This window comes from Brevibacterium epidermidis NBRC 14811, from assembly GCF_001570805.1.
GTDB lineage: Bacteria > Actinomycetota > Actinomycetes > Actinomycetales > Brevibacteriaceae > Brevibacterium > Brevibacterium epidermidis.
The window spans coordinates 42,587-61,702 of the sequence record NZ_BCSJ01000017.1; the positions used below are offsets into that span (position 1 = coordinate 42,587).

A 19,116-nucleotide genomic window follows, 5' to 3' on the forward strand; every position below is an offset into this window, starting at 1 on the left:
CGACCGCCTCGGCGAAGGGCCGGGTCAGTGCGTGTGAATCCCGCTACACTGGGGGCCATGGCCGATGATGACTCCCCTCCCCCGCAGCGAAGGATCCGTGCCTCCGACAAGGACCGTGACGAGGTCCTCTCCGTGATCACGGAGGCGGTGACGAACGGGCGGCTCGACCCCGAGGAGACCGCGCAGCGGCAGGATGACGCCATCTCCGCGAAGTTCCTCGACGATCTCATACCGCTCATCGACGACCTGCCCGAAGGTCACCAGCTGCACCAGAGACTCGCCCGGCAGACCGGGCACGGACAGGACACCGGCCCGGGTTCGGCCCTGCAGCGACGAGGAGCCACCGAGCTCAGCCCATCCGTCGAACCGGGTTCTGCCCCGCCCACGAATTCGGTGGCCATCATGTCCGGTCGTGAGATCGATGTGGCGCCCGGCACCGCGCAGGTCACCACCTATGCGCTCATGGGCGGGGACAACATCGACCTGTGCGCCGTCATGGGCCCCGGTGTGACGGTCGAATTGGTCTCCTACGCGATGTGGGCCGGCAATGACATCTACGTCCCTCCGGGCGTCCGCGTCCGTGACGAGACGATCAACATCATGGCGGGCAATGAGGTCCGCCAGTCCGCGCGGGGTGACGGATCGAACGGAACTGTCGTCCTCAAAGGCTTCTCACTCATGGCCGGGCACGACGTCCATCTGGCAAAAGGCTACCGAGCAAAGGATCAGGGGCAACTGGAATGAAGATCGGTGTACTCACTTCGGGCGGAGACTGCCCGGGACTCAATGCTGTCATCCGCGGCATCGTCCGCAAGGGCATCCGCACTCACGATGCCTCGTTCGTCGGCATCCGCGATGGCTGGCGGGGCCTGCTCGAAGACGACATGTTCGATATGACGATGCTCGACGTGCGCGGTCTGTCCGGACGAGGCGGCACCATCCTCGGCACTTCCCGCACTCACCCCTATGAGGACGGCGGTCCCGAACGCATGCGCGAAGTCATGGCCGCCCACGGCATCGATTCGCTCATCGCCATCGGCGGCGAAGGCACCCTCGCCGGGGCCTCCAGGCTCGTCCAGGAGGAGGGACTGCACATCGTGGGCGTCCCCAAGACCATCGACAACGACCTCGGCAACACGGACTACACCTTCGGGTTCGACACCGCGCAGTCCATCGCCACGGAAGCGATCGACCGGCTGCGCACCACTGCGGAGTCCCACCACCGCTGCATGGTCATCGAGGTCATGGGACGCAACGTCGGCTGGATCGCTCTGCATGCGGGCATGGCCGCCGGCGCCCATGCGATCCTCATGCCCGAGTTCCCTGTCTCCTTCGACCAGATCGCCGAATGGGTGACCTCGGCGAAGGATCGCGGGCGTGCCCCGATCGTCGTCGTCGCCGAAGGCTTCGTTCCCGAAGGCTTCGACTCCCAGGTCGCCGATCAGGGAGTCGACAGCAGGGGTCGGGTCCGCCTCGGCGGCATCGCGAACTACCTCGCACCGCAGATCGAAGAGATCACCGGGATCGAATCCCGAGCCACGATCCTCGGGCACCTGCAACGAGGCGGCTCCCCCACCGCGTACGACCGTGTGCTGTCCACCCGGTTGGGCATGGCCGCCGCGGACCTCGCTCAGCACGGGCATTGGGGGAAGATGGCCAGCCTCAAGGGCACGGACATCGTCTCCGTGGAGATGTCCTCGGCCGTGCACAGTCTCAAATCGGTGCCGCTGCACCGCTGGGAAGAGGCACAGGTGCTCTTCGGCTGAGAGAGCCCGGCTTCACCGAGAAACGGGTGGGGTGTCGAGACACGTGTGCGCACCCGCGTGTTTCGGCACTCCACCCGTTTCTCGATGTCAGAAACGCAGATGAATGACAGGAGGGGCACCCACCAGTTGGTGGGTGCCCCTCCTGTCTGCCTTACGGCTGAAGGATCAGCAGATCAGCTGAACGCTCCGTAGTCGTAGTCTTCCAGCGGGATGGCAGAACCGGAATCGGCTCCGATGCCCGCGTAGAAGTCGCCGTAGCTGTTCGTGAACATCTCGGCCTTGGCCTCTTCGGTCGGCTCCACCACGAGATTGCGGTGGGTCTGCAGGCCGGTGCCGGCAGGGATGAGCTTACCGAGGATGACGTTCTCCTTGAGGCCCATGAGCGTATCAGACTTGCCTTCCATAGCCGCCTCGGTGAGGACGCGGGTGGTCTCCTGGAAGGATGCGGCCGACAGCCACGAATCGGTGGCCAGCGAAGCCTTCGTGATGCCCATCAGCTCGTCACGAGCCGATGCCGGCTGGCCGCCTTCGGCGACCACACGACGGTTCTCCGTCTGGTAACGGCCACGGTCGACGAGCTCACCGGGCAGCAGGTTCGTGTCGCCCGACTCGATCACGGTCACGCGACGCAGCATCTGCCGCACGATGACCTCGATGTGCTTGTCGTGGATGCCCACGCCCTGCGAACGGTAGACCTTCTGGACTTCCTCGACGAGGAAGCGCTCGGCCTCACGGCGACCGCGGATGCGCAGCACCTGCTTCGGATCGACTGCACCGACGATGAGCTGTTCACCGGCCTTGACGTGCTGGCCGTCCTCGACCATGAGACGGGCACGCTTGGACACTGCGTGCTCGATCTCGTCGCTGCCGTCATCGGGGGTGATGATGACGAAGCGGGTCTTGCGGCTGTCGTCGATCTTCGCCCGTCCGGTCGCCTCGGCGATGGGGGCGAAGCCCTTCGGTGTGCGAGCTTCGAAGAGCTCGGTCACACGCGGCAGACCCTGCGTGATATCACCCGTGGATGCGGCGGCACCACCGGTGTGGAACGTACGCATCGTCAGCTGGGTACCGGGCTCACCGATCGACTGTGCAGCGACGGTGCCGATGGCCTCGCCGATGTCGACGAGCTGACCGGTCGCCATCGAGCGACCGTAGTGCTCGGCGGAGATCTGCGCATCGGAATCGGCAGTCAGCACGGAGTGGACCTTGAGCTCTTCGATGCCGTTGGCAACGAGCATGTCCACCACAGCACCGGTGACATCGGACTTGGCCGGAAGGAGCACATTGCCCTCGGCGTCGGTGACATCGGAGACGTTGAGACGGCCGTAGACGCTGGTCTCGGCGTACTCGTGCGGAACCAGGTTGCCCTCGTGATCGCGTTCGGCGATCGGCAGGGTGATGCCCTTGTTCGACTCGGCCTCTGCCGCACGGACGATGACATCCTGCGAGACGTCGACGAGACGACGGGTCAGGTAACCGGAGTCAGCGGTACGCAGAGCGGTATCGGCCAGACCCTTACGAGCACCGTGCGAAGCGATGAAGTACTCGAGCACTGCGAGTCCCTCACGGTAGTTCGACACGATCGGACGCGGGATGATCTCACCCTGCGGGTTCGTCACCAGACCGCGCATACCGGCCAGCTGACGCACCTGCATCCAGTTACCGGATGCACCGGACTCGACCAGACGCAGCACCGAGTTCTCCTCGGGGAAGTTCGTCCGCATGATCTGGTCGACCTTCTCGGTCGTCTCGGTCCACAGCTTGACGAGCTCGTTGCGGCGCTCGTCATCGGTCAGCGCACCCAGTTCGTACTGCTGCTGAACCTTCGTGTCGATGACCTCGGCATTGTCGATGATCTCGGTCTTCGCCTCGGGTGAGACGACGTCCGACATCGCGATGGTGATGCCCGAACGGGTGGCCCAGTAGAAGCCGCCGGCCTTGAAGTTGTCCAGCGTGTGGGCAACCTCGACCTTCGGGTACTCCTCGGCGAGGTGGTTGACGATCCGGCTCAGGGCCTTCTTGTCGATCGTCGAGTTCACGAACGCGTAGTCGGCAGGCAGGTACTCGTTGAACGTCGCGCGACCCAGAGTGGTCTGCACGTCCAGCGGATCGCCGGCCTCCCAGCCTTCGGGAAGCTCCATGCCCTCACTGGGAACAACATCATCGAGGCGGATGGTGATCGGCGAACCGAGGTCGAGCTCTCCGCGATCGAAGGCCATGATGGCTTCGCCCATTCCGGAGAACGCGCGTCCTTCGCCGGGCAGTCCCTTGCGCTCGGAGGTGAGGTGGAACAGACCGATGATCATATCCTGCGAAGGCATGGTCACGGGCTTGCCGTCCGAGGGCTTGAGGATGTTGTTGGCCGAGAGCATGAGGATGCGGGCCTCGGCCTGCGCCTCGGGGCTCAGCGGCAGGTGCACAGCCATCTGGTCACCGTCGAAGTCAGCGTTGAACGCCGAGCAGACGAGCGGGTGCAGCTGGATGGCCTTACCCTCGATGAGCTGCGGCTCGAACGCCTGGATGCCCAGACGGTGCAGGGTCGGTGCACGGTTGAGCAGCACGGGGTGTTCGGTGATGACCTCTTCGAGGACATCCCACACCTGCGGGTGCTGACGCTCGACCATGCGCTTGGCCGACTTGATGTTCTGAGCGTGGTTGAGATCGACCAGACGCTTCATCACGAAGGGCTTGAACAGCTCCAGCGCCATGGTCTTGGGCAGACCGCACTGGTGCAGGTGCAGCTGCGGACCGACGACGATGACCGAACGGCCCGAGTAGTCCACACGCTTACCGAGCAGGTTCTGACGGAAACGTCCCTGCTTGCCCTTGAGCATGTCCGACAGCGACTTGAGCGGGCGGTTGCCCGGTCCGGTCACCGGACGTCCGCGACGACCGTTGTCGAACAGCGAGTCAACGGCCTCCTGCAGCATCCGCTTCTCGTTGTTGACGATGATCTCGGGAGCACCGAGGTCGAGCAGACGCTTGAGGCGGTTGTTGCGGTTGATGACGCGACGGTAGAGGTCGTTGAGGTCCGAGGTCGCGAAGCGTCCACCATCGAGCTGCACCATCGGGCGCAGCTCCGGCGGGATCACCGGAACGACGTCGAGGACCATGCCCTCGGGGTTGTTGTCGGTGGTCAGGAACGCGTTGACGACCTTGAGGCGCTTGAGCGCACGGGTCTTGCGCTGTCCCTTGCCGGTGGCGATGAGTTCGCGCAGCTTCTCGGCTTCGCCTTCGAGGTCGAAGTCGATGAGGCGCTTCTGGATCGCCTCGGCGCCCATGGCACCGGAGAAGTACAGGCCGAAGCGGTGGAACATCTCGCGGTACAGGCTCTCGTCACCTTCGAGGTCGTTGACCTTGAGGTTCTTGAACCGGTCCCACACCTGCTCGATACGGTCGACCTCACGGTCGGCGTTCTTGCGCAGCTTGTCCATTTCCTTCTCGGCGGTGTCGCGCAGCTTCTTCTTGGCCTGGGCGGTTCCGCCTTCGGCCTCGAGTGCAGCGAGATCCTCTTCGAGCTTCTTGGCACGACGGTCGATGTCGGCGTCACGGCGGGTGCCGATCTGCTGCTTCTCGACGTCGATCTTGTTCTGCAGGCTGGGCAGATCACGGTGACGGGAATCCTCGTCGACCGAGGTGATCATGTAGGCCGCGAAGTAGATGACCTTCTCGAGGTCCTTCGGAGCCAGATCCAGCAGGTAGCCCAAACGTGAGGGCACACCCTTGAAGTACCAGATGTGGGTCACGGGAGCGGCGAGCTCGAGGTGGCCCATCCGCTCGCGACGCACCTTGGCACGGGTCACCTCGACGCCGCAGCGTTCGCAGATGATGCCCTTGAAGCGGACTCGCTTGTACTTTCCGCAGGCGCACTCCCAGTCGCGGGTGGGACCGAAGATCTTCTCGCAGAAGAGTCCGTCCTTCTCCGGCTTCAGGGTGCGGTAGTTGATGGTCTCAGGCTTTTTCACCTCACCGTGTGACCAGCCGCGGATGTTGTCCGTGGTGGCAAGACCGATGCGCAGTTCATCAAAGAAATTGACGTCAGGCACGTAAATCCTCTTTCCTGGCGATGAACGAATCGTTCATCAAAAAGTTGTGTCGGTTGAAGTGGAAGTCCTCAGACTTCTTCTACGGTCTGTGCTTCGCGGCGGGAGAGGTCGATGCCGAGTTCCTCGGCGGCGCGGTAGACCTCGTCCTCCGACTCGCCCATCTCGACATGGCCTCCGTCGGAAGACAGAACTTCGACGTTGAGGCACAGGGACTGCATCTCCTTGATGAGGACCTTGAACGACTCCGGGATTCCGGGATCGGGCAGGTTCTCACCCTTGACGATGGCTTCGTAGACCTTCACACGGCCTGGGATGTCATCGGACTTGATCGTCAGAAGCTCCTGCAGGGTGTAGGCGGCGCCGTAGGCCTCGAGGGCCCAGACTTCCATCTCACCGAAGCGCTGACCACCGAACTGTGCCTTACCACCGAGCGGCTGCTGGGTGATCATCGAGTACGGTCCGGTCGAACGCGCGTGGATCTTGTCGTCGACGAGGTGGTGGAGCTTGAGCATGTACATGTAGCCGACCGAGATCGGGTACGGGAACGGCTCACCGGAGCGGCCGTCGAACAGCTGAGCCTTGCCCGAGGAGTCGATGAGGCGGTCCCCATCGCGGTTCGGGGTCGTCGAATCCAGCAGTCCGCGCAGCTCCTGCTCGTGCGCACCGTCGAAGACCGGGGTGGCCAGGTTGGTGCCGGCCTCCGCTTCGCGAGCGGCCTCGGGCAGCTCGGCGGCCCACTCGGGGTTGCCCTCGATCTTCCAGCCCTGCTTCGAGATCCATCCGAGGTGGACTTCGAAGACCTGGCCGATGTTCATACGACGGGGAACACCGTGCGGGTTGAGGATGACGTCGACGGGAGTGCCGTCGGCGAGGAACGGCATGTCCTCGACCGGCAGGATCGTCGAGATGACGCCCTTGTTGCCGTGACGGCCGGCCATCTTGTCACCGATGGTGATCTTGCGGCGCTGAGCCACGTAGACGCGGACCATCTGGTTGACACCGGGCGAGAGCTCGTCGTCGTCCTCACGGTCGAAGACGCGCACGCCGATGACGGTGCCGATCTCGCCGTGGGGAACGCGCAGCGAGGTGTCGCGGACCTCACGGGACTTCTCACCGAAGATCGCGCGCAGCAGGCGCTCTTCCGGAGTCAGCTCGGTCTCACCCTTCGGGGTGACCTTGCCGACGAGGATGTCGCCGTCGGTGACCTCTGCGCCGATGCGGATGATTCCGCGATCGTCGAGGTCGGCCAGAGCGTCGGGTGAGATGTTCGGGATGTCCCGAGTGATCTCTTCGGCACCGAGCTTGGTGTCACGAGCATCGACTTCGTGCTCCTCGATGTGGATCGAGGAGAGCACATCGTCCTGGACGAGGCGCTGGGAGAGGATGATCGCATCCTCGTAGTTGTAGCCTTCCCACGACATGAACGCCACGAGGAGGTTCTTGCCCAGAGCCATCTCGCCGTTCTCGGTGGACGGTCCGTCAGCGAGGACGGTTCCGGCCTCGACGCGGTCGCCTTCGTCGACGAGGATGCGCTGGTTGTACGAGGTGCCGTGGTTCGAACGCTTGAACTTCGACGCCTTGTAAGTCAGCTGAGTTCCGTCGTCGGCGAGCACCGTGACGAAATCTGCCGAGACCTCGGTGATGACACCGGACTTCTCAGCGGTGATGACATCGCCGGCGTCGACGGCGGCACGGTATTCCATGCCGGTGCCCACGACCGGGGATTCGGCCATCACCAGTGGCACGGCCTGACGCTGCATGTTCGCACCCATGAGGGCGCGGTTGGCGTCGTCGTGTTCGAGGAACGGGATGAGAGCCGAAGCCACAGACACCATCTGACGTGCGGAGACGTCCATGAAGTCGATCTGGTCATGCTGGACCAGCTCGGCCTCACCGCCGCCGCCCTTCGGACGGGCCAGGACCTCGACCTCGGCGAAGCGCTGGTCTTCGGTCAGCGGTGCGTTGGCCTGGGCGATGTTGAACTCGAGTTCGTCATCGGCGGTCAGGTACTGCGTCTCATCGGTGACAACACCGTCGACGACCTTGCGGTAAGGCGTCTCGATGAAGCCGAAGGGGTTGATGCGGGCATAGGACGCCAGCGAACCGATCAGACCGATGTTCGGGCCTTCAGGGGTCTCGATCGGGCACATGCGGCCGTAGTGCGAGGGGTGCACGTCACGGACTTCCATGGCGGCACGGTCACGCGAGAGACCGCCCGGTCCCAGTGCGGAGAGACGGCGCTTGTGAGTCAGACCCGCGAGCGGGTTGTTCTGATCCATGAACTGCGAGAGCTGCGAGGTGCCGAAGAACTCCTTGATCGCAGCCACCACGGGGCGGATGTTGATCAGGGTCTGCGGGGTGATCGCCTCGACGTCCTGGGTGGTCATGCGCTCACGCACGACGCGCTCCATCCGGGACAGACCGGTGCGGATCTGGTTCTCGATGAGCTCGCCGACGGCGCGGATGCGGCGGTTGCCGAAGTGATCGATATCGTCGAGCTTGACGCTGATCTCGGTCTCTTCACCGTCGCGGGTGCCCTTGGCCGTGTCCACTCCGGCGTGCAGCGACACGAGGTAGCGGATGGTGGCGACGACGTCCTCGGTGGAGAGCACCGAGTCCGACAGCGGGGCTTCGACGCCGAGCTTGCGGTTGACCTTGTAGCGGCCGACCTTGGCCAGGTCGTAGCGCTTCGGGTTGAAGTACAGGTTGTTGAGCAGGTTGCGGGCGGCCTCAGCGGTCGCGGGCTCTGCCGGGCGCAGCTTCTTGTAGATGTCGAGCAGCGCTTCGTCCTGCGTGGTGACGGTGTCCTTGGCCATCGTCTCGCGGATCGATTCGAACTCGCCGAACTCTTCGAGGATCTTCGCTTCGGACCAGCCGAGGGCCTTGAGCAGAACGGTCACGGACTGCTTGCGCTTGCGGTCGAGGCGAACGCCGACCTGGTCGCGCTTGTCGACCTCGAACTCCAGCCAGGCACCACGGGAGGGGATGATCTTCGCGGTGAAGATGTCCTTGTCCGTGGTCTTGTCGACGCTGGATTCGAAGTAGGCGCCGGGCGAACGCACGAGCTGGGAGACGACGACGCGCTCGGTGCCGTTGACGATGAACGTGCCCTTGTCAGTCATGAGGGGGAAGTCACCCATGAACACGGTCTGGCTCTTGATCTCGCCAGTGTTGTTGTTCATGAACTCGGCGGTGACGTACAGCGGCGCCGAGTAGGTCATATCGCGTTCCTTGCACTCGTCGATCGAGTACTTGGGAGCTTCGAACCGGTGCTCACGGAACGACAGCGACATGGATCCGCCGAAGTCTTCGATCGGCGAGATCTCTTCGAAGATGTCTTCGAGTCCCGAGGTGGTTGCGACGGAGTCGTCCCCGATCTCGATGGCCTCGGCGACGCGGTCCTGCCACGCTTCCGATCCGATCAGCCAGTCGAAGCTGTCCGTCTGCAGACCGAGCAGATCGGGAACCTCGAGGGGCTCGCGAATCTTCGCGAAGGAAATTCTCTTGGGGGGATTAGCGGTCCTGGTGTTGTCGTTGGCGGCGGCCAATTGGTTCCTTCCGAGTGCTTCACCATCTGATACTTCGTCTGCCCACTCGATGCAGTGGCCCTCATGCGATACTCACGGGTGTGTCGGATTTCGACTCCCGGCGTCGACATGGTTCACTTGAGTGGAAATGACGTGCCCACCGCTATATGAAGGCACATCACAGGCAGAACGATGCAAATATCAAGCTTATAGCATCTGGTCAAGTCTGGCAAGACGTTTTTTCAGCGCAGATTCTTCGTCCACAAACCCACCCAGGCCCACGTCTGAAATCCTGCCCGGTCATTGATCTCAAGCATCCACGAGTTCTCCGCTGCGTTCCACGTGTAGACGCGTTCGACCGACGAATGTTGGGCGAGACTGCGGTGGTTGGCCACCTTGAGCCGCACTCCGAGTCCGTGTCCGCGATGGTCGATCAGCACCAGGGTTCCGCCCTGCCAGCCCACGGTCGGCCTGGCGGCCGAATGCCCGACCTGTGTGAAGCCTGCCGGTTCCCCGCCGAGGATGGCCAAAGCAGTGGCCATCTCTTCGCCTCTCGCCTTCTTCTCTGCGTCGAGGGCTCTCACCCGTTCGCCGTCCCAGCTCTCCTCTCCCCCGAATTTCTCCGCTCCGGGCGTGTCCGTGCTCATCCGGCGTTTGAGCAGGGCTATGTGCTCAAGCCGCTCCTCCGGGACCGGCCCTCGCCACGTTTCGATGACGTAGTCGCCGTCTGCGTCGAGGTCGAGTTCGGCTGCGGTCGCGGTCGGAGCGACCGAGCAGCGTTCGATCTGGGCGAGTCCGTATCCGCGGCTTCGAAGGAACGCCACCTCCGGCAGTGTCGCCGGCAGAGTCCCGACACCGGTTTCAGCGGCTAGGTGTGCACCGCGGATATCAGCAGTCCTGACAGATTCGGGAACCTCGCAGTAGCTCGACAGCGCTGTCCTCCCTGCGGCTGCCAGATCGGCCTCCATCACCTCGAGCAGAGCGGTCCCGTACCCGCGTCTCCGATGGTCGGGATGCACTCCGCACCAGAGTTCGGCGGTATCGGTGTTGCTGGCCAGTCGCAGTTCGGCGCTGCCTCGGGCAACAATCGTTCCTGCCACGCGACCGATCCACGTCAGAGTCGTCCGGTACTGACTCGTCGAGATCAGCTGGTGACGGACTTCTTCGACCAGCGGGTCGAAGTCCTCCCCCAAGCCGGAGGCACGGTTGATGACGGTGTCGAAGGCCAACACCTGCGGCACCAGTTCCTCGATGACGTCCGGATCGCCGTGGCCGGCCCTGATCCGAGTGATCTCCATCTCTGTCCTCGATCGTCGATGATCGCCGTCTCGCGCCCCGGTGTGGGTTTCGCGCATCGTCGCGCTGACAGTCGGTAGGAGACATTCTAGACTGCGACCATGACACGAGTGAATGTTCTCAGCTTCGATCCTGCCGCCGTCAACTGCGGAGTCATCGTCGGCACTGATCGCACTCTGCTCGTCGATGCGGGGCCCGGCCCCGCGGCCGCCGCACATCTGGTGGAGCGGGCGGGCCGCCTCGGCGAGGGGGTCGGAGGTGAGCGTCCGCGCACGATGGAACTCGCGATCACCCATGATCACTGGGATCACTTCTTCGGCGCCGCCGCTGCCGTGTCTGCCGGAGTCACCGCCGTGTACGCATCATCGTCGTTCGCTGCCGATCAGGAGGCCACGGCGTGGATCGCTCTCGACGGAGTCGCCGGCGGTGACTTCCCGGATGACTTTCGGTCGAGCCTTCCCGACAACCCCGGCGACCTCATCGTCGATGTCTCCCCCGTCGATCCGTCCCCCGGCAATGTGTGGCACCTCGACCTCGGCAGCTGTCCTGTCGAATTCCATGTCCTCGGTGGTCATTCGACGGCCGATCTCGTCGTCCGACTGCCCGAGCTCGGCGTCGTCTTCGCCGGTGACCTGGTCGAGGAGGCTGCTCCGCCTCAGGCCGGTGCCGATGCCTCCCTGAGCCAATGGGCCTCGAGCCTGCACACCCTGCTGTCGTTCACCGAGGCGAAGACGTTCGTTCCCGGACACGGGGTCCCGGTGGATCGTGGTTTCCTCGCTCGTCAGCTCGCCGATATCGAGGGGCTGATGGTCGATCAGGGAGACGCCGAGGTGGCTCTGCCCGCCCGCTCAATGCCGGGTGACCATGATCGGTCGATTCCGCGGGAGCACCGTCTGGTCTGAGCGGTTCAGTCGAGAAACCGGCCCGGGGCTAGGATCCCTGCCGGTGCAGGGCGGTGACGAGATCGCCGCCGATGGCACCGAACAGGGTCTGCGCCCAGACGCTGCGGCCTTCGACATAGGGGCGGTCGCCGTCGAAGATCCACTGCAGTTCTCGGCCGGATTGCAGATCGGACAGGCAGCCGGCGCAGACGGGGACGCGGACGCTCTTTCCCGCCAAGTGTCCCTTGCGCTCCGTGCTCACCAGCTGGTTCGACTGTGCTTCTCCGTGGAGAGGGTTGACCGTGCACAGGCTCTGCGGGAGGCCCCGGTTCTTTGCTGACTTCGCCGAGCCGGAGGCTCGTGAACCGCCGGACTTCCGGGCCCCGCGCTTGGTCGCTCTGTGCAGTTTCACCTCGGCGATCTCACGTCCGGCTTGTCGCAGCAGGACCATGGCTCCAGCGAGGTCGATGCGTTCGGCTTCGGCGTCGTCGACGATGGACCTGGCCATCTGATAGGCGTCGAGGGCCCGTTCCGCTCCCTCGGCGTCAGCGGTGCTGAGGTTCTGGGTCTGCAGCTGCGTGATCTCGGCGGCCAGTTCCGTCGTGTCCTCGCTCAGTCCCTCCCGCAGGGTCTTCCGCTGCAGGTCATCGACCCGATCGAGCAGTCGTGCCGGCAATTCGAAGCGGCGGCGGGTGCGCGCAGCTTTCACCCGTTCCCGCCGAGATCGAGCGAACCAGATGAGAGCGACGACGAGTGCGAGAACCAGAACTGCTCCCCCGAGGAACAGCGTGGCGGTCGAACTCGGACCCTCGACCGTCTGCACTTCGCTGCCCGGTGCTTCCTGCCCGCTTTCGAACTTCGGGGCTTCCTGCGGATCCGCGTAGAGGTCGAGGAGCATGTTCAGCTTCGTCTCCGAAGGAGTGCTGTAGCTCCATTGGTCGTGGCCGACGGCCAGCTGGTCCATCACCTGCATCTGCAGGTCGTGCTGGTCTTCGAAGGTGTAGTCGACGGCGAGGTCTGTGCTGGTGTCGATCATGATGAAGGATCCTTCGCCGCCGTTGAAGACCTTGATCTGCTCGAGCAGGTCCCGGTCGGCACCTTCGTCTCCGGTGACGATGACGAAGACATCGAAGTCGAGGTTGTCGATCTTCGTCTCCGCCTTCTGCAGCAGCGTGTCGTTGATCTCCCCCTTCGCGGCATTCGTCACGTAGACGGGGTCGGTCTTGAGCGCCTCGGCGATCGTCTGGGCCTGTTGAGTCACTGCTTCGCTGTCCGTTTCTTCAGGGCGCGGCGGATGAAGTGGATTCCGACTCCGGCTCCCCCTCCGACGAGGATGCCGAAGACGGCTCCGGCAACGGCACCGCCGGTGCTGTATTCGAGGTCGTGAGGATCGGTGCCGGTATCGCGTCCGATGACCAGGGGGTTGCCGTGGTCGTCGTGCTTATACGAGTGCCTCGAAGCGAGGTCGACGGTCTCCGCGGAGCTGAGCGCTTTCACGCCCTTCAGTGCACTGCGGGAATCTGTTTCTTTGAACTCACCGCTCAGGTAGGCCATCTGGGGTCGGTACACCCCTTTCTCCGCGACGCCCATGAGTCCGGAGGCATCGACGGCCAGCACAGCCGCCTCGGTGTCGTCCATCTCAGTGACGATTCGGGCCGCGAGCAGATCGAGTTCGCCGTCCGCGTCGTCGAGGTCGGAATTGTTGAGGAACGCAACGTAGATCGGGGTGTCGGCGTCTGCGATGGCAGTCCTGATCGCTGCGATCTCGTCGTCCTTGATGTCGAATCCGGGGTAGCCGTCGAAGTAGACGGGATCCTTGGCGAAGGACTTCGCTATCGCTTGGTAGCGGGATGGGTCGTAGTCAGGATCGAGAGCGCCCTCGATGCGATCGGTGTAGATCGAGTCGACGTCGATCCGGCCGCTGTCGGCGATCTCGATGCGTTCGGCCTTCGTCTGGTCGAAGAAATGCCCGCTGAGCAGGGTGGCGCCGACCGACACTGCGGCAACGGCGACGGCGGCGATGATCCAGTTGAGGATCCCGATCGGTCGCGGGGTTCCCGTGGCTGCCATCATCGGCTCCTTCCGACGGCGGAGCGCTGCGGACTCATCTCGTCCAGCACCGCCTCGTCGAGAGCTTGAAAGCTGCCGAAACCGGAGAGGGCGTAGACGTCGGAACGTTGGAAGTACGGGATCGCGCGACGGGAACCGGGGCGTTTGGGCACCATCAGCCGCTGCGGGTCGTGGCCGGTCTCCAGTTCCTCGCGGCAGTCGGCGCACAGCGCAACGGTGAGACTGCGGCCGGACTGTTTGAGCACGTGGTCCTCGATGTCTCTGCGGTGGTGCGGGAACAGGAAGCAGAAGCGCGGTTCCTCATCGACCGTGCCGGAACGCCTGCGCAGCTGTCGGCGCACCCAGCGGTCCAGGGTGACGAGGACGAAGACTCCGTTGCGGTGGGCGAAGTCGGCGGATTCGGCCCAATCCGGGTGGGCCGCGGTCAGGGCCGTCAGTGCTTCTTGGATTCGTCGGCCTCGGTCGTACAGGGCCCACGTCTCGTCATCGGGACGGACGGGTTCGGGGATCGGGGCGGCCGCCTCGGTGACAGCTTTCTTCAGGTTATGCGAATTGACCAGTTCCGGCTTCGTCGTCAGCTCTGTCCGCCAGGAATAGCGATTGCGGCGGCCGAGCAGCCACAGGCTTGCGCCGAGGGCGGCGACAGTCGTCGCACCGAAGACGAGCGCGTCGGGATCGGAGTTGTCGAGGCCGAAGCGCTCGATGTAGTCCTCGCTGCGGGTGCCGACGTCGCGGGTGTCGAAATCCGGTGCAGGCGGAGGTTCGGTGCCGTCTGCGGCGGCGACGAGGACCTGCAGATAGTAGGGAACGGCGAGTTCGACGGGGATGAAGTCGTCGGATTTCGACCGCATCAGTTCGGGGGCTCCTGTGGGAACGACGGGTCCGTTGTCGGTGACGAGATAGGCGTACGAGCGGGCGGCGGTATCGCCTTCGCTGAAGAGGACGAGGGTCTGCTTCTCCCCCGACTTCTCGTGCATGTCGAATGCGAAGTCCGAAGTGAACTTCGCCCAATCACCATGGCCCATGATCTGGAGTTTGGGGATGATGGCGAGGAAATGGGTGAGACCGGTGTCCTCGGTCTGCTGAGAGGCATGCCGGATGGCGTTGAGTTGGTTCTCGGTCAGTCCCGGCCTGATGATCTCGTCGATGAAGAGGGGCCGCTGCGCCCACGTACCGCGAATGCGGTCGCGCAGCTGCTCTTGCGCGCGGGCGTAGCTCGTCGTCTCAGTCACCAGTCAAGGATAATTCAGCTTCTGCCCAGCCTCTGTCGATCGGTGTTCCGAATCGGTCACATGGCTGCGGAACGGGGTGGGCATCCTCGGCGAGGGAAGGCATTTTCGGCCGGGGCGGAATTTTCGGCGAGGGATGCAAAGAACCCCCACAGCGGACTGTGGGGGTTCGAAGCCTCAGGCAGCAGTCAGGCTGCTGCCCAGAAGATCACTTGAGGGTGACGGTGGCGCCGGCAGCCTCGAGGGTCTCCTTGGCCTTCTCGGCGTCTTCCTTCGAAGCGCCTTCGAGGACGGCCTTGGGAGCTCCGTCGACGAGGTCCTTGGCTTCCTTGAGTCCGAGGGAGGTGAGTCCACGAACTTCCTTGATGACGGGAACCTTCTTCTCGCCGGCCGATTCGAGGATGACGTCGAATTCGGTCTGCTCTTCAGCAGCGGCTTCTCCGCCACCAGCGGCAGCAGGAGCAGCGGCAACGGCGGCCGGAGCGGCAGCCTCGACGTCGAACTCTTCTTCGAACTTCTTGACGAACTCGGACAGTTCGATGAGGGTGAGCTCCTTGAAAGCCTCGAGGAGCTCGTCGGTGGTGAGCTTAGCCATGGTGGCTAGTCCTTCCTGTTTTGGTCACGATCAGTGACCGATTCGGTTTGGGGTGATGCTCAGGCGTCGGATGCAGGAGCGTCGTCCTGCTTCTCGCGCAGTGCATCGACAGTGCGCACGGCCTTGACCAGCGGAGCGGTGAAGAGGTAAGCCGCCTGGTGGAGGCTTGCCTTCATAGCACCAGCTGCCTTTGCAAGCAGCACTTCGCGGGATTCGAGGTCGGCGAGCTGGTTGACCTGTTCGGGGCTGAGTGCGGCTCCATCGAAGTAGCCGCCCTTCACCACGAGCTTGTCGTTCGCCTTGGCAAAGTTACGCAGAGCCTTGGCAGCCTCAGGTGGTTCACCGTTGACGAACGCGATCGCGGTGGGCCCATTGAGGTGCTCATCGAGACCGGTGACTCCGGCTTCCTTGGCTGCAATTTTGGTCAGCGTGTTCTTTACCACGGCGTAGCTGACGTTCTCACCGAGAGAGACGCGCAGTTCTTTCATCTGCGCGACGGTGAGACCGCGGTACTCGGTCAGCAACACAGCGTCGGAGTTCTCAAACTGCTGTTTGATCTCCTCGACTGCGGCTGCCTTGTCTGGCCTCGCCATGGTGTTCCTTTCATAAGTCGTCCGGTCTGTCCCGACAACAGAAAAAGCGCTCCACGCAGGAAGGCGTGAAACGCTTGGCCGTCTGATTCCATACGGAACCTGACGGAAGAATCTCGAGCTCACCTGCGTGGGTCACTCACTAGGAGTCTTCGTCTGCGGGCACCGGGATTCGATGGCGAATCCTGATGATTCCACAGAGACCGACGGTCTTGGGTAGTTCAAGTCTAGCTAAGTCTTTCCCGGCAAGTCCAATCCGACCACCGAGACCCCTCCCACACTACCTGACGGCGGCGCAGCAACCTGGCGCGAGGTTGCTGCGCCGCCGTCAGGTAGTCCTAGGGCGCGGGTGTGCTTGTTCGTCAGTATTCGATGACGACGCGCCCGTCGATCTTGCCGTGGATCATCTCATCGAAGATCGCGTTGATGTCCTCGAGCGGACGCTTCGTGAACGTCGGGTGGATCTTGCCGGCGGCATAGAACTCGAGCGCCTCGACCATGTCCTGCCGGGTGCCGACGATCGAACCGCGGATCGTCAGACCCTTGAGCACGATGTCGAAGATCGGGGCCGGGAAATCGCCGGGCGGCAGTCCGTTGAAGACGATAGTGCCGCCTCGGCGAGTCATTCCGATCGCCTGACCGAACGCGGCCGGGTGGACGGCGGTGACGAGGACTCCGTGGGAGCCGCCGATCTTGTCCTGGATGATCTCGGCCGGATCCTCGGCGAAGGCGTTGACGGTGATCTCGGCACCGTGCTTCTTCGCCAGCGCCAGCTTGTCGTCGGCGACATCGACGGCCACGACGCGCATGCCCATGGCGACTGCGTACTGGACGGCGATGTGGCCGAGTCCGCCGATTCCGGAGATGACGACCCACTGGCCCGGCTTCACCTCGGTGCGTTTGAGTCCCTTGTACACGGTGACGCCGGCGCACAGGACCGGGGCGATCTCATAGGGATCGGCACCGTCGGGGATGATGGCAGCGAACTTCGTGTCGACGAGCATGTACTCGCCGAAGGAGCCGTCGATGCCGTAGCCGCCGTTGACCTGCGATTCGCAGAGGGTCTCCCAGCCCTGACGGCAGTGCTCACAGGTTCCGCACGCGCTCCACAGCCATGCGTTGCCGATCATCTGTCCGACCTCGACATCGGTGACGCCTTCGCCGACCTTCTCGACGACGCCGACTCCTTCATGTCCCGGGATCAGCGGCACCTTCGGCTTGACCGGCCAGTCACCGTGCGCAGCATGGAGGTCGGTGTGGCAGACACCGGAGGCGATGAGTTTGACCAAAGCCTGACCCGGGCCGGGTTCGGGAATCGCATTGTCTCCGACGACGAGTTCCTGGCCGAAGCCCTCGACCACTGCAGCTTTCATTGCGGACATCATTCGCTCCTTTGTGATGATGGTTGATGAGGCGATGCGGGGTTTGAACTTTGGTTGGTACTACCTGACGGCGGCCCAGATACCTGGCGCGAGGTTGCTGCGCCGCCGTCGGGTAGCAATTGGGATCAGAAGAAGCCTTGGGCGTTCTCCGAGTAGCTGACGAGCAGGTTCTTCGTCTGCTGGTAGTGGTCGAGCATCATCTTGTGGTTCTCGCGTCCGATGCCCGATGCCTTGTACCCGCCGAAGGCAGCATGTGCTGGGTAGGCGTGGTAGTTGTTCACCCACACGCGTCCGGCCTGGATCTCACGACCGGCCCGGTAGGCGGTGTTGCCGTCGCGTGACCAGACTCCGGCGCCGAGGCCGTAGAGCGTGTCATTGGCCGTGGCCAACGCGTCGGCATAATCGGAGAACGTCGCGACCGAGACGACGGGCCCGAAGATCTCCTCCTGGAAGATGCGCATCTTGTTCGTGCCCTTGAAGATCGTCGGCTGCACGTAGAAGCCGCCGGCCAGATCCCCATCGAGTTCGGCCTTACCGCCGCCCGTGAGCACCTCGGCGCCTTCCTGACGACCGATGTCGAGGTAGGACATGATCTTCTCGAACTGGTCGTTCGAAGCCTGCGCACCCATCATCGTGTCGGTGTCGAGCGGGTTGCCCTGGACGATCTTCTGCGTCCTGGCCACGACCTTCTCGAGGAAGGGATCGGCGATCGATTCCTGGATGAGCGCACGCGATGGGCAGGTGCAGACCTCGCCCTGGTTGAGAGCGAACATCGTGAAGCCCTCCTGGGCCTTGTCCGCGTACGCGTCGTCCTTGGCCAGCACATCCTCGAAGAAGATGTTCGGCGACTTTCCGCCGAGCTCAAGCGTCACGGGGATGATGTTCTGCGAGGCATACTGCATGATCAGACGACCGGTCGTCGTCTCACCCGTGAACGCGATCTTCGAGATCCGCTTGTTCGACGCCAGCGGCTTACCGGCTTCCAGACCGAAGCCGTTGACGACGTTGAGCACGCCCTCGGGCAGCAGGTCGGCGATGAGTTCGACGAGGACGAGGATCGACGCCGGAGTCTGCTCGGCGGGCTTGAGCACGATCGCATTGCCCGCGGCCAGTGCCGGCGCGATCTTCCACACACCCATGAGGATCGGGAAGTTCCAGGGGATGATCTGACCGACCACACCGAGCGGCTCATGGAAGTGGTACGCCACGGTATCCTCGTCGATCTGCGAGAGTCCGCCCTCCTGCGCCCGGATCGCTCCGGCGAAGTAGCGGAAGTGGTCGACCGCCAGCGGCAGATCGGCGTTGAGGGGTTCGCGGATCGCCTTGCCGTTGTCCCAGGTCTCGGCGACGGCGACCATCTCGAGGTTCTCCTCGAGTCGGTCGGCGATCTTGTTGAGGATGTTCGCCCGTTCGGCGACCGAGGTCTTGCCCCAGGCCGGAGCCGCCTTGTGCGCGGCGTCGAGTGCGAGCTCGATGTCCTCAGCGGTGCTGGCCGGGACCTCCGTGAAGGTCTTTCCGGTGACCGGGCTGGGATTCTCGAAATAGTTGCCCTTGACCGGCGGCACCCACTGACCGCCGATGAAGTTCTCGTAGCGGGACTTGAAAGTGACGAGCGACCCGTCCTGACCAGGCTGTGCGTAGACAGTCATTGCAACTCCTTTGATGCGTCTGATTCCGCCGGATTATCTCCGTGTGACCACGACGCTACCGAGCGCAACGTTGCATGTGGGTTGC

General features: G+C 63.6%; 13 protein-coding genes. 3 read left to right on the forward strand and 10 right to left on the reverse strand.

What is annotated here, in order from left to right; genetic code table 11:
• Positions 1-57 precede the first annotated feature (57 nt).
• Both BEP01S_RS14145 and BEP01S_RS14150 read left to right on the forward strand, forming a co-directional pair.
• The gene (locus BEP01S_RS14145; RefSeq protein ID WP_039206349.1) at positions 58-744 is read left to right on the forward strand and encodes a DUF1707 SHOCT-like domain-containing protein; all 687 of its coding nucleotides are present in this window, start codon (positions 58-60) and stop codon (positions 742-744) included.
• Entirely contained in the window at positions 741-1,766 is a 1,026-nt protein-coding gene (locus BEP01S_RS14150) for an ATP-dependent 6-phosphofructokinase (protein ID WP_039206350.1), read from the forward strand. The genes BEP01S_RS14145 and BEP01S_RS14150 overlap by 4 nt, the downstream gene beginning before the upstream one ends.
• Positions 1,767-1,939: 173 nt before the next feature.
• Here BEP01S_RS14150 and BEP01S_RS14155 read toward each other — a convergent pair whose 3' ends face one another.
• The 3 genes from BEP01S_RS14155 to BEP01S_RS14165 all read right to left on the reverse strand — a co-directional run bounded on the left by BEP01S_RS14155 (position 1,940) and on the right by BEP01S_RS14165 (position 10,637).
• Positions 1,940-5,812, reverse strand: coding sequence for a DNA-directed RNA polymerase subunit beta' (locus BEP01S_RS14155; protein WP_039206352.1), 3,873 nt, complete (start codon positions 5,810-5,812; stop codon positions 1,940-1,942).
• Between the two features lie 68 nt (positions 5,813-5,880).
• Complete coding sequence (gene rpoB / locus BEP01S_RS14160) at positions 5,881-9,360, reverse strand: DNA-directed RNA polymerase subunit beta (RefSeq protein ID WP_062244470.1); 3,480 nt, start codon at positions 9,358-9,360, stop codon at positions 5,881-5,883.
• A gap of 221 nt (positions 9,361-9,581) precedes the next feature.
• Positions 9,582-10,637 (reverse strand): GNAT family N-acetyltransferase, encoded by a 1,056-nt coding sequence (locus BEP01S_RS14165; RefSeq protein WP_062244473.1) that lies wholly within the window; start codon positions 10,635-10,637, stop codon positions 9,582-9,584.
• 99 nt (positions 10,638-10,736) lie between these two features.
• Between BEP01S_RS14165 and BEP01S_RS14170 the strand changes: the two genes are divergently transcribed.
• Positions 10,737-11,537 (forward strand): MBL fold metallo-hydrolase, encoded by an 801-nt coding sequence (locus tag BEP01S_RS14170; protein ID WP_062244477.1) that lies wholly within the window; start codon positions 10,737-10,739, stop codon positions 11,535-11,537.
• A 28-nt stretch (positions 11,538-11,565) separates the two neighbouring features.
• Here BEP01S_RS14170 and BEP01S_RS14175 read toward each other — a convergent pair whose 3' ends face one another.
• The 7 genes from BEP01S_RS14175 to exaC form a co-directional block, all read right to left on the reverse strand.
• Positions 11,566-12,777 (reverse strand): hypothetical protein, encoded by a 1,212-nt coding sequence (locus BEP01S_RS14175; protein ID WP_062244480.1) that lies wholly within the window; start codon positions 12,775-12,777, stop codon positions 11,566-11,568.
• The gene (locus BEP01S_RS14180) at positions 12,774-13,589 is read right to left on the reverse strand and encodes a hypothetical protein (protein ID WP_167348286.1); all 816 of its coding nucleotides are present in this window, start codon (positions 13,587-13,589) and stop codon (positions 12,774-12,776) included. Before BEP01S_RS14180 ends, BEP01S_RS14175 begins: the two co-directional genes overlap by 4 nt.
• Complete coding sequence (locus BEP01S_RS14185) at positions 13,586-14,818, reverse strand: hypothetical protein (RefSeq protein WP_062244487.1); 1,233 nt, start codon at positions 14,816-14,818, stop codon at positions 13,586-13,588. Before BEP01S_RS14185 ends, BEP01S_RS14180 begins: the two co-directional genes overlap by 4 nt.
• A gap of 205 nt (positions 14,819-15,023) precedes the next feature.
• The gene (gene rplL, locus BEP01S_RS14190; RefSeq protein WP_062244490.1) at positions 15,024-15,410 is read right to left on the reverse strand and encodes a 50S ribosomal protein L7/L12; all 387 of its coding nucleotides are present in this window, start codon (positions 15,408-15,410) and stop codon (positions 15,024-15,026) included.
• A 59-nt stretch (positions 15,411-15,469) separates the two neighbouring features.
• Positions 15,470-16,003 carry a 50S ribosomal protein L10 gene (rplJ, locus tag BEP01S_RS14195; protein ID WP_062244493.1) on the reverse strand — a complete coding sequence of 178 codons (534 nt, stop codon included), beginning with the start codon at positions 16,001-16,003 and terminating at the stop codon, positions 15,470-15,472.
• A gap of 359 nt (positions 16,004-16,362) precedes the next feature.
• Positions 16,363-17,382 (reverse strand): alcohol dehydrogenase AdhP, encoded by a 1,020-nt coding sequence (gene adhP, locus BEP01S_RS14200; RefSeq protein WP_025776632.1) that lies wholly within the window; start codon positions 17,380-17,382, stop codon positions 16,363-16,365.
• Positions 17,383-17,507: 125 nt separating this feature from the next.
• Positions 17,508-19,031, reverse strand: a complete 1,524-nt coding sequence (gene exaC, locus BEP01S_RS14205) for an acetaldehyde dehydrogenase ExaC (protein ID WP_062244496.1) — start codon at positions 19,029-19,031, stop codon at positions 17,508-17,510.
• Positions 19,032-19,116 lie beyond the last annotated feature (85 nt).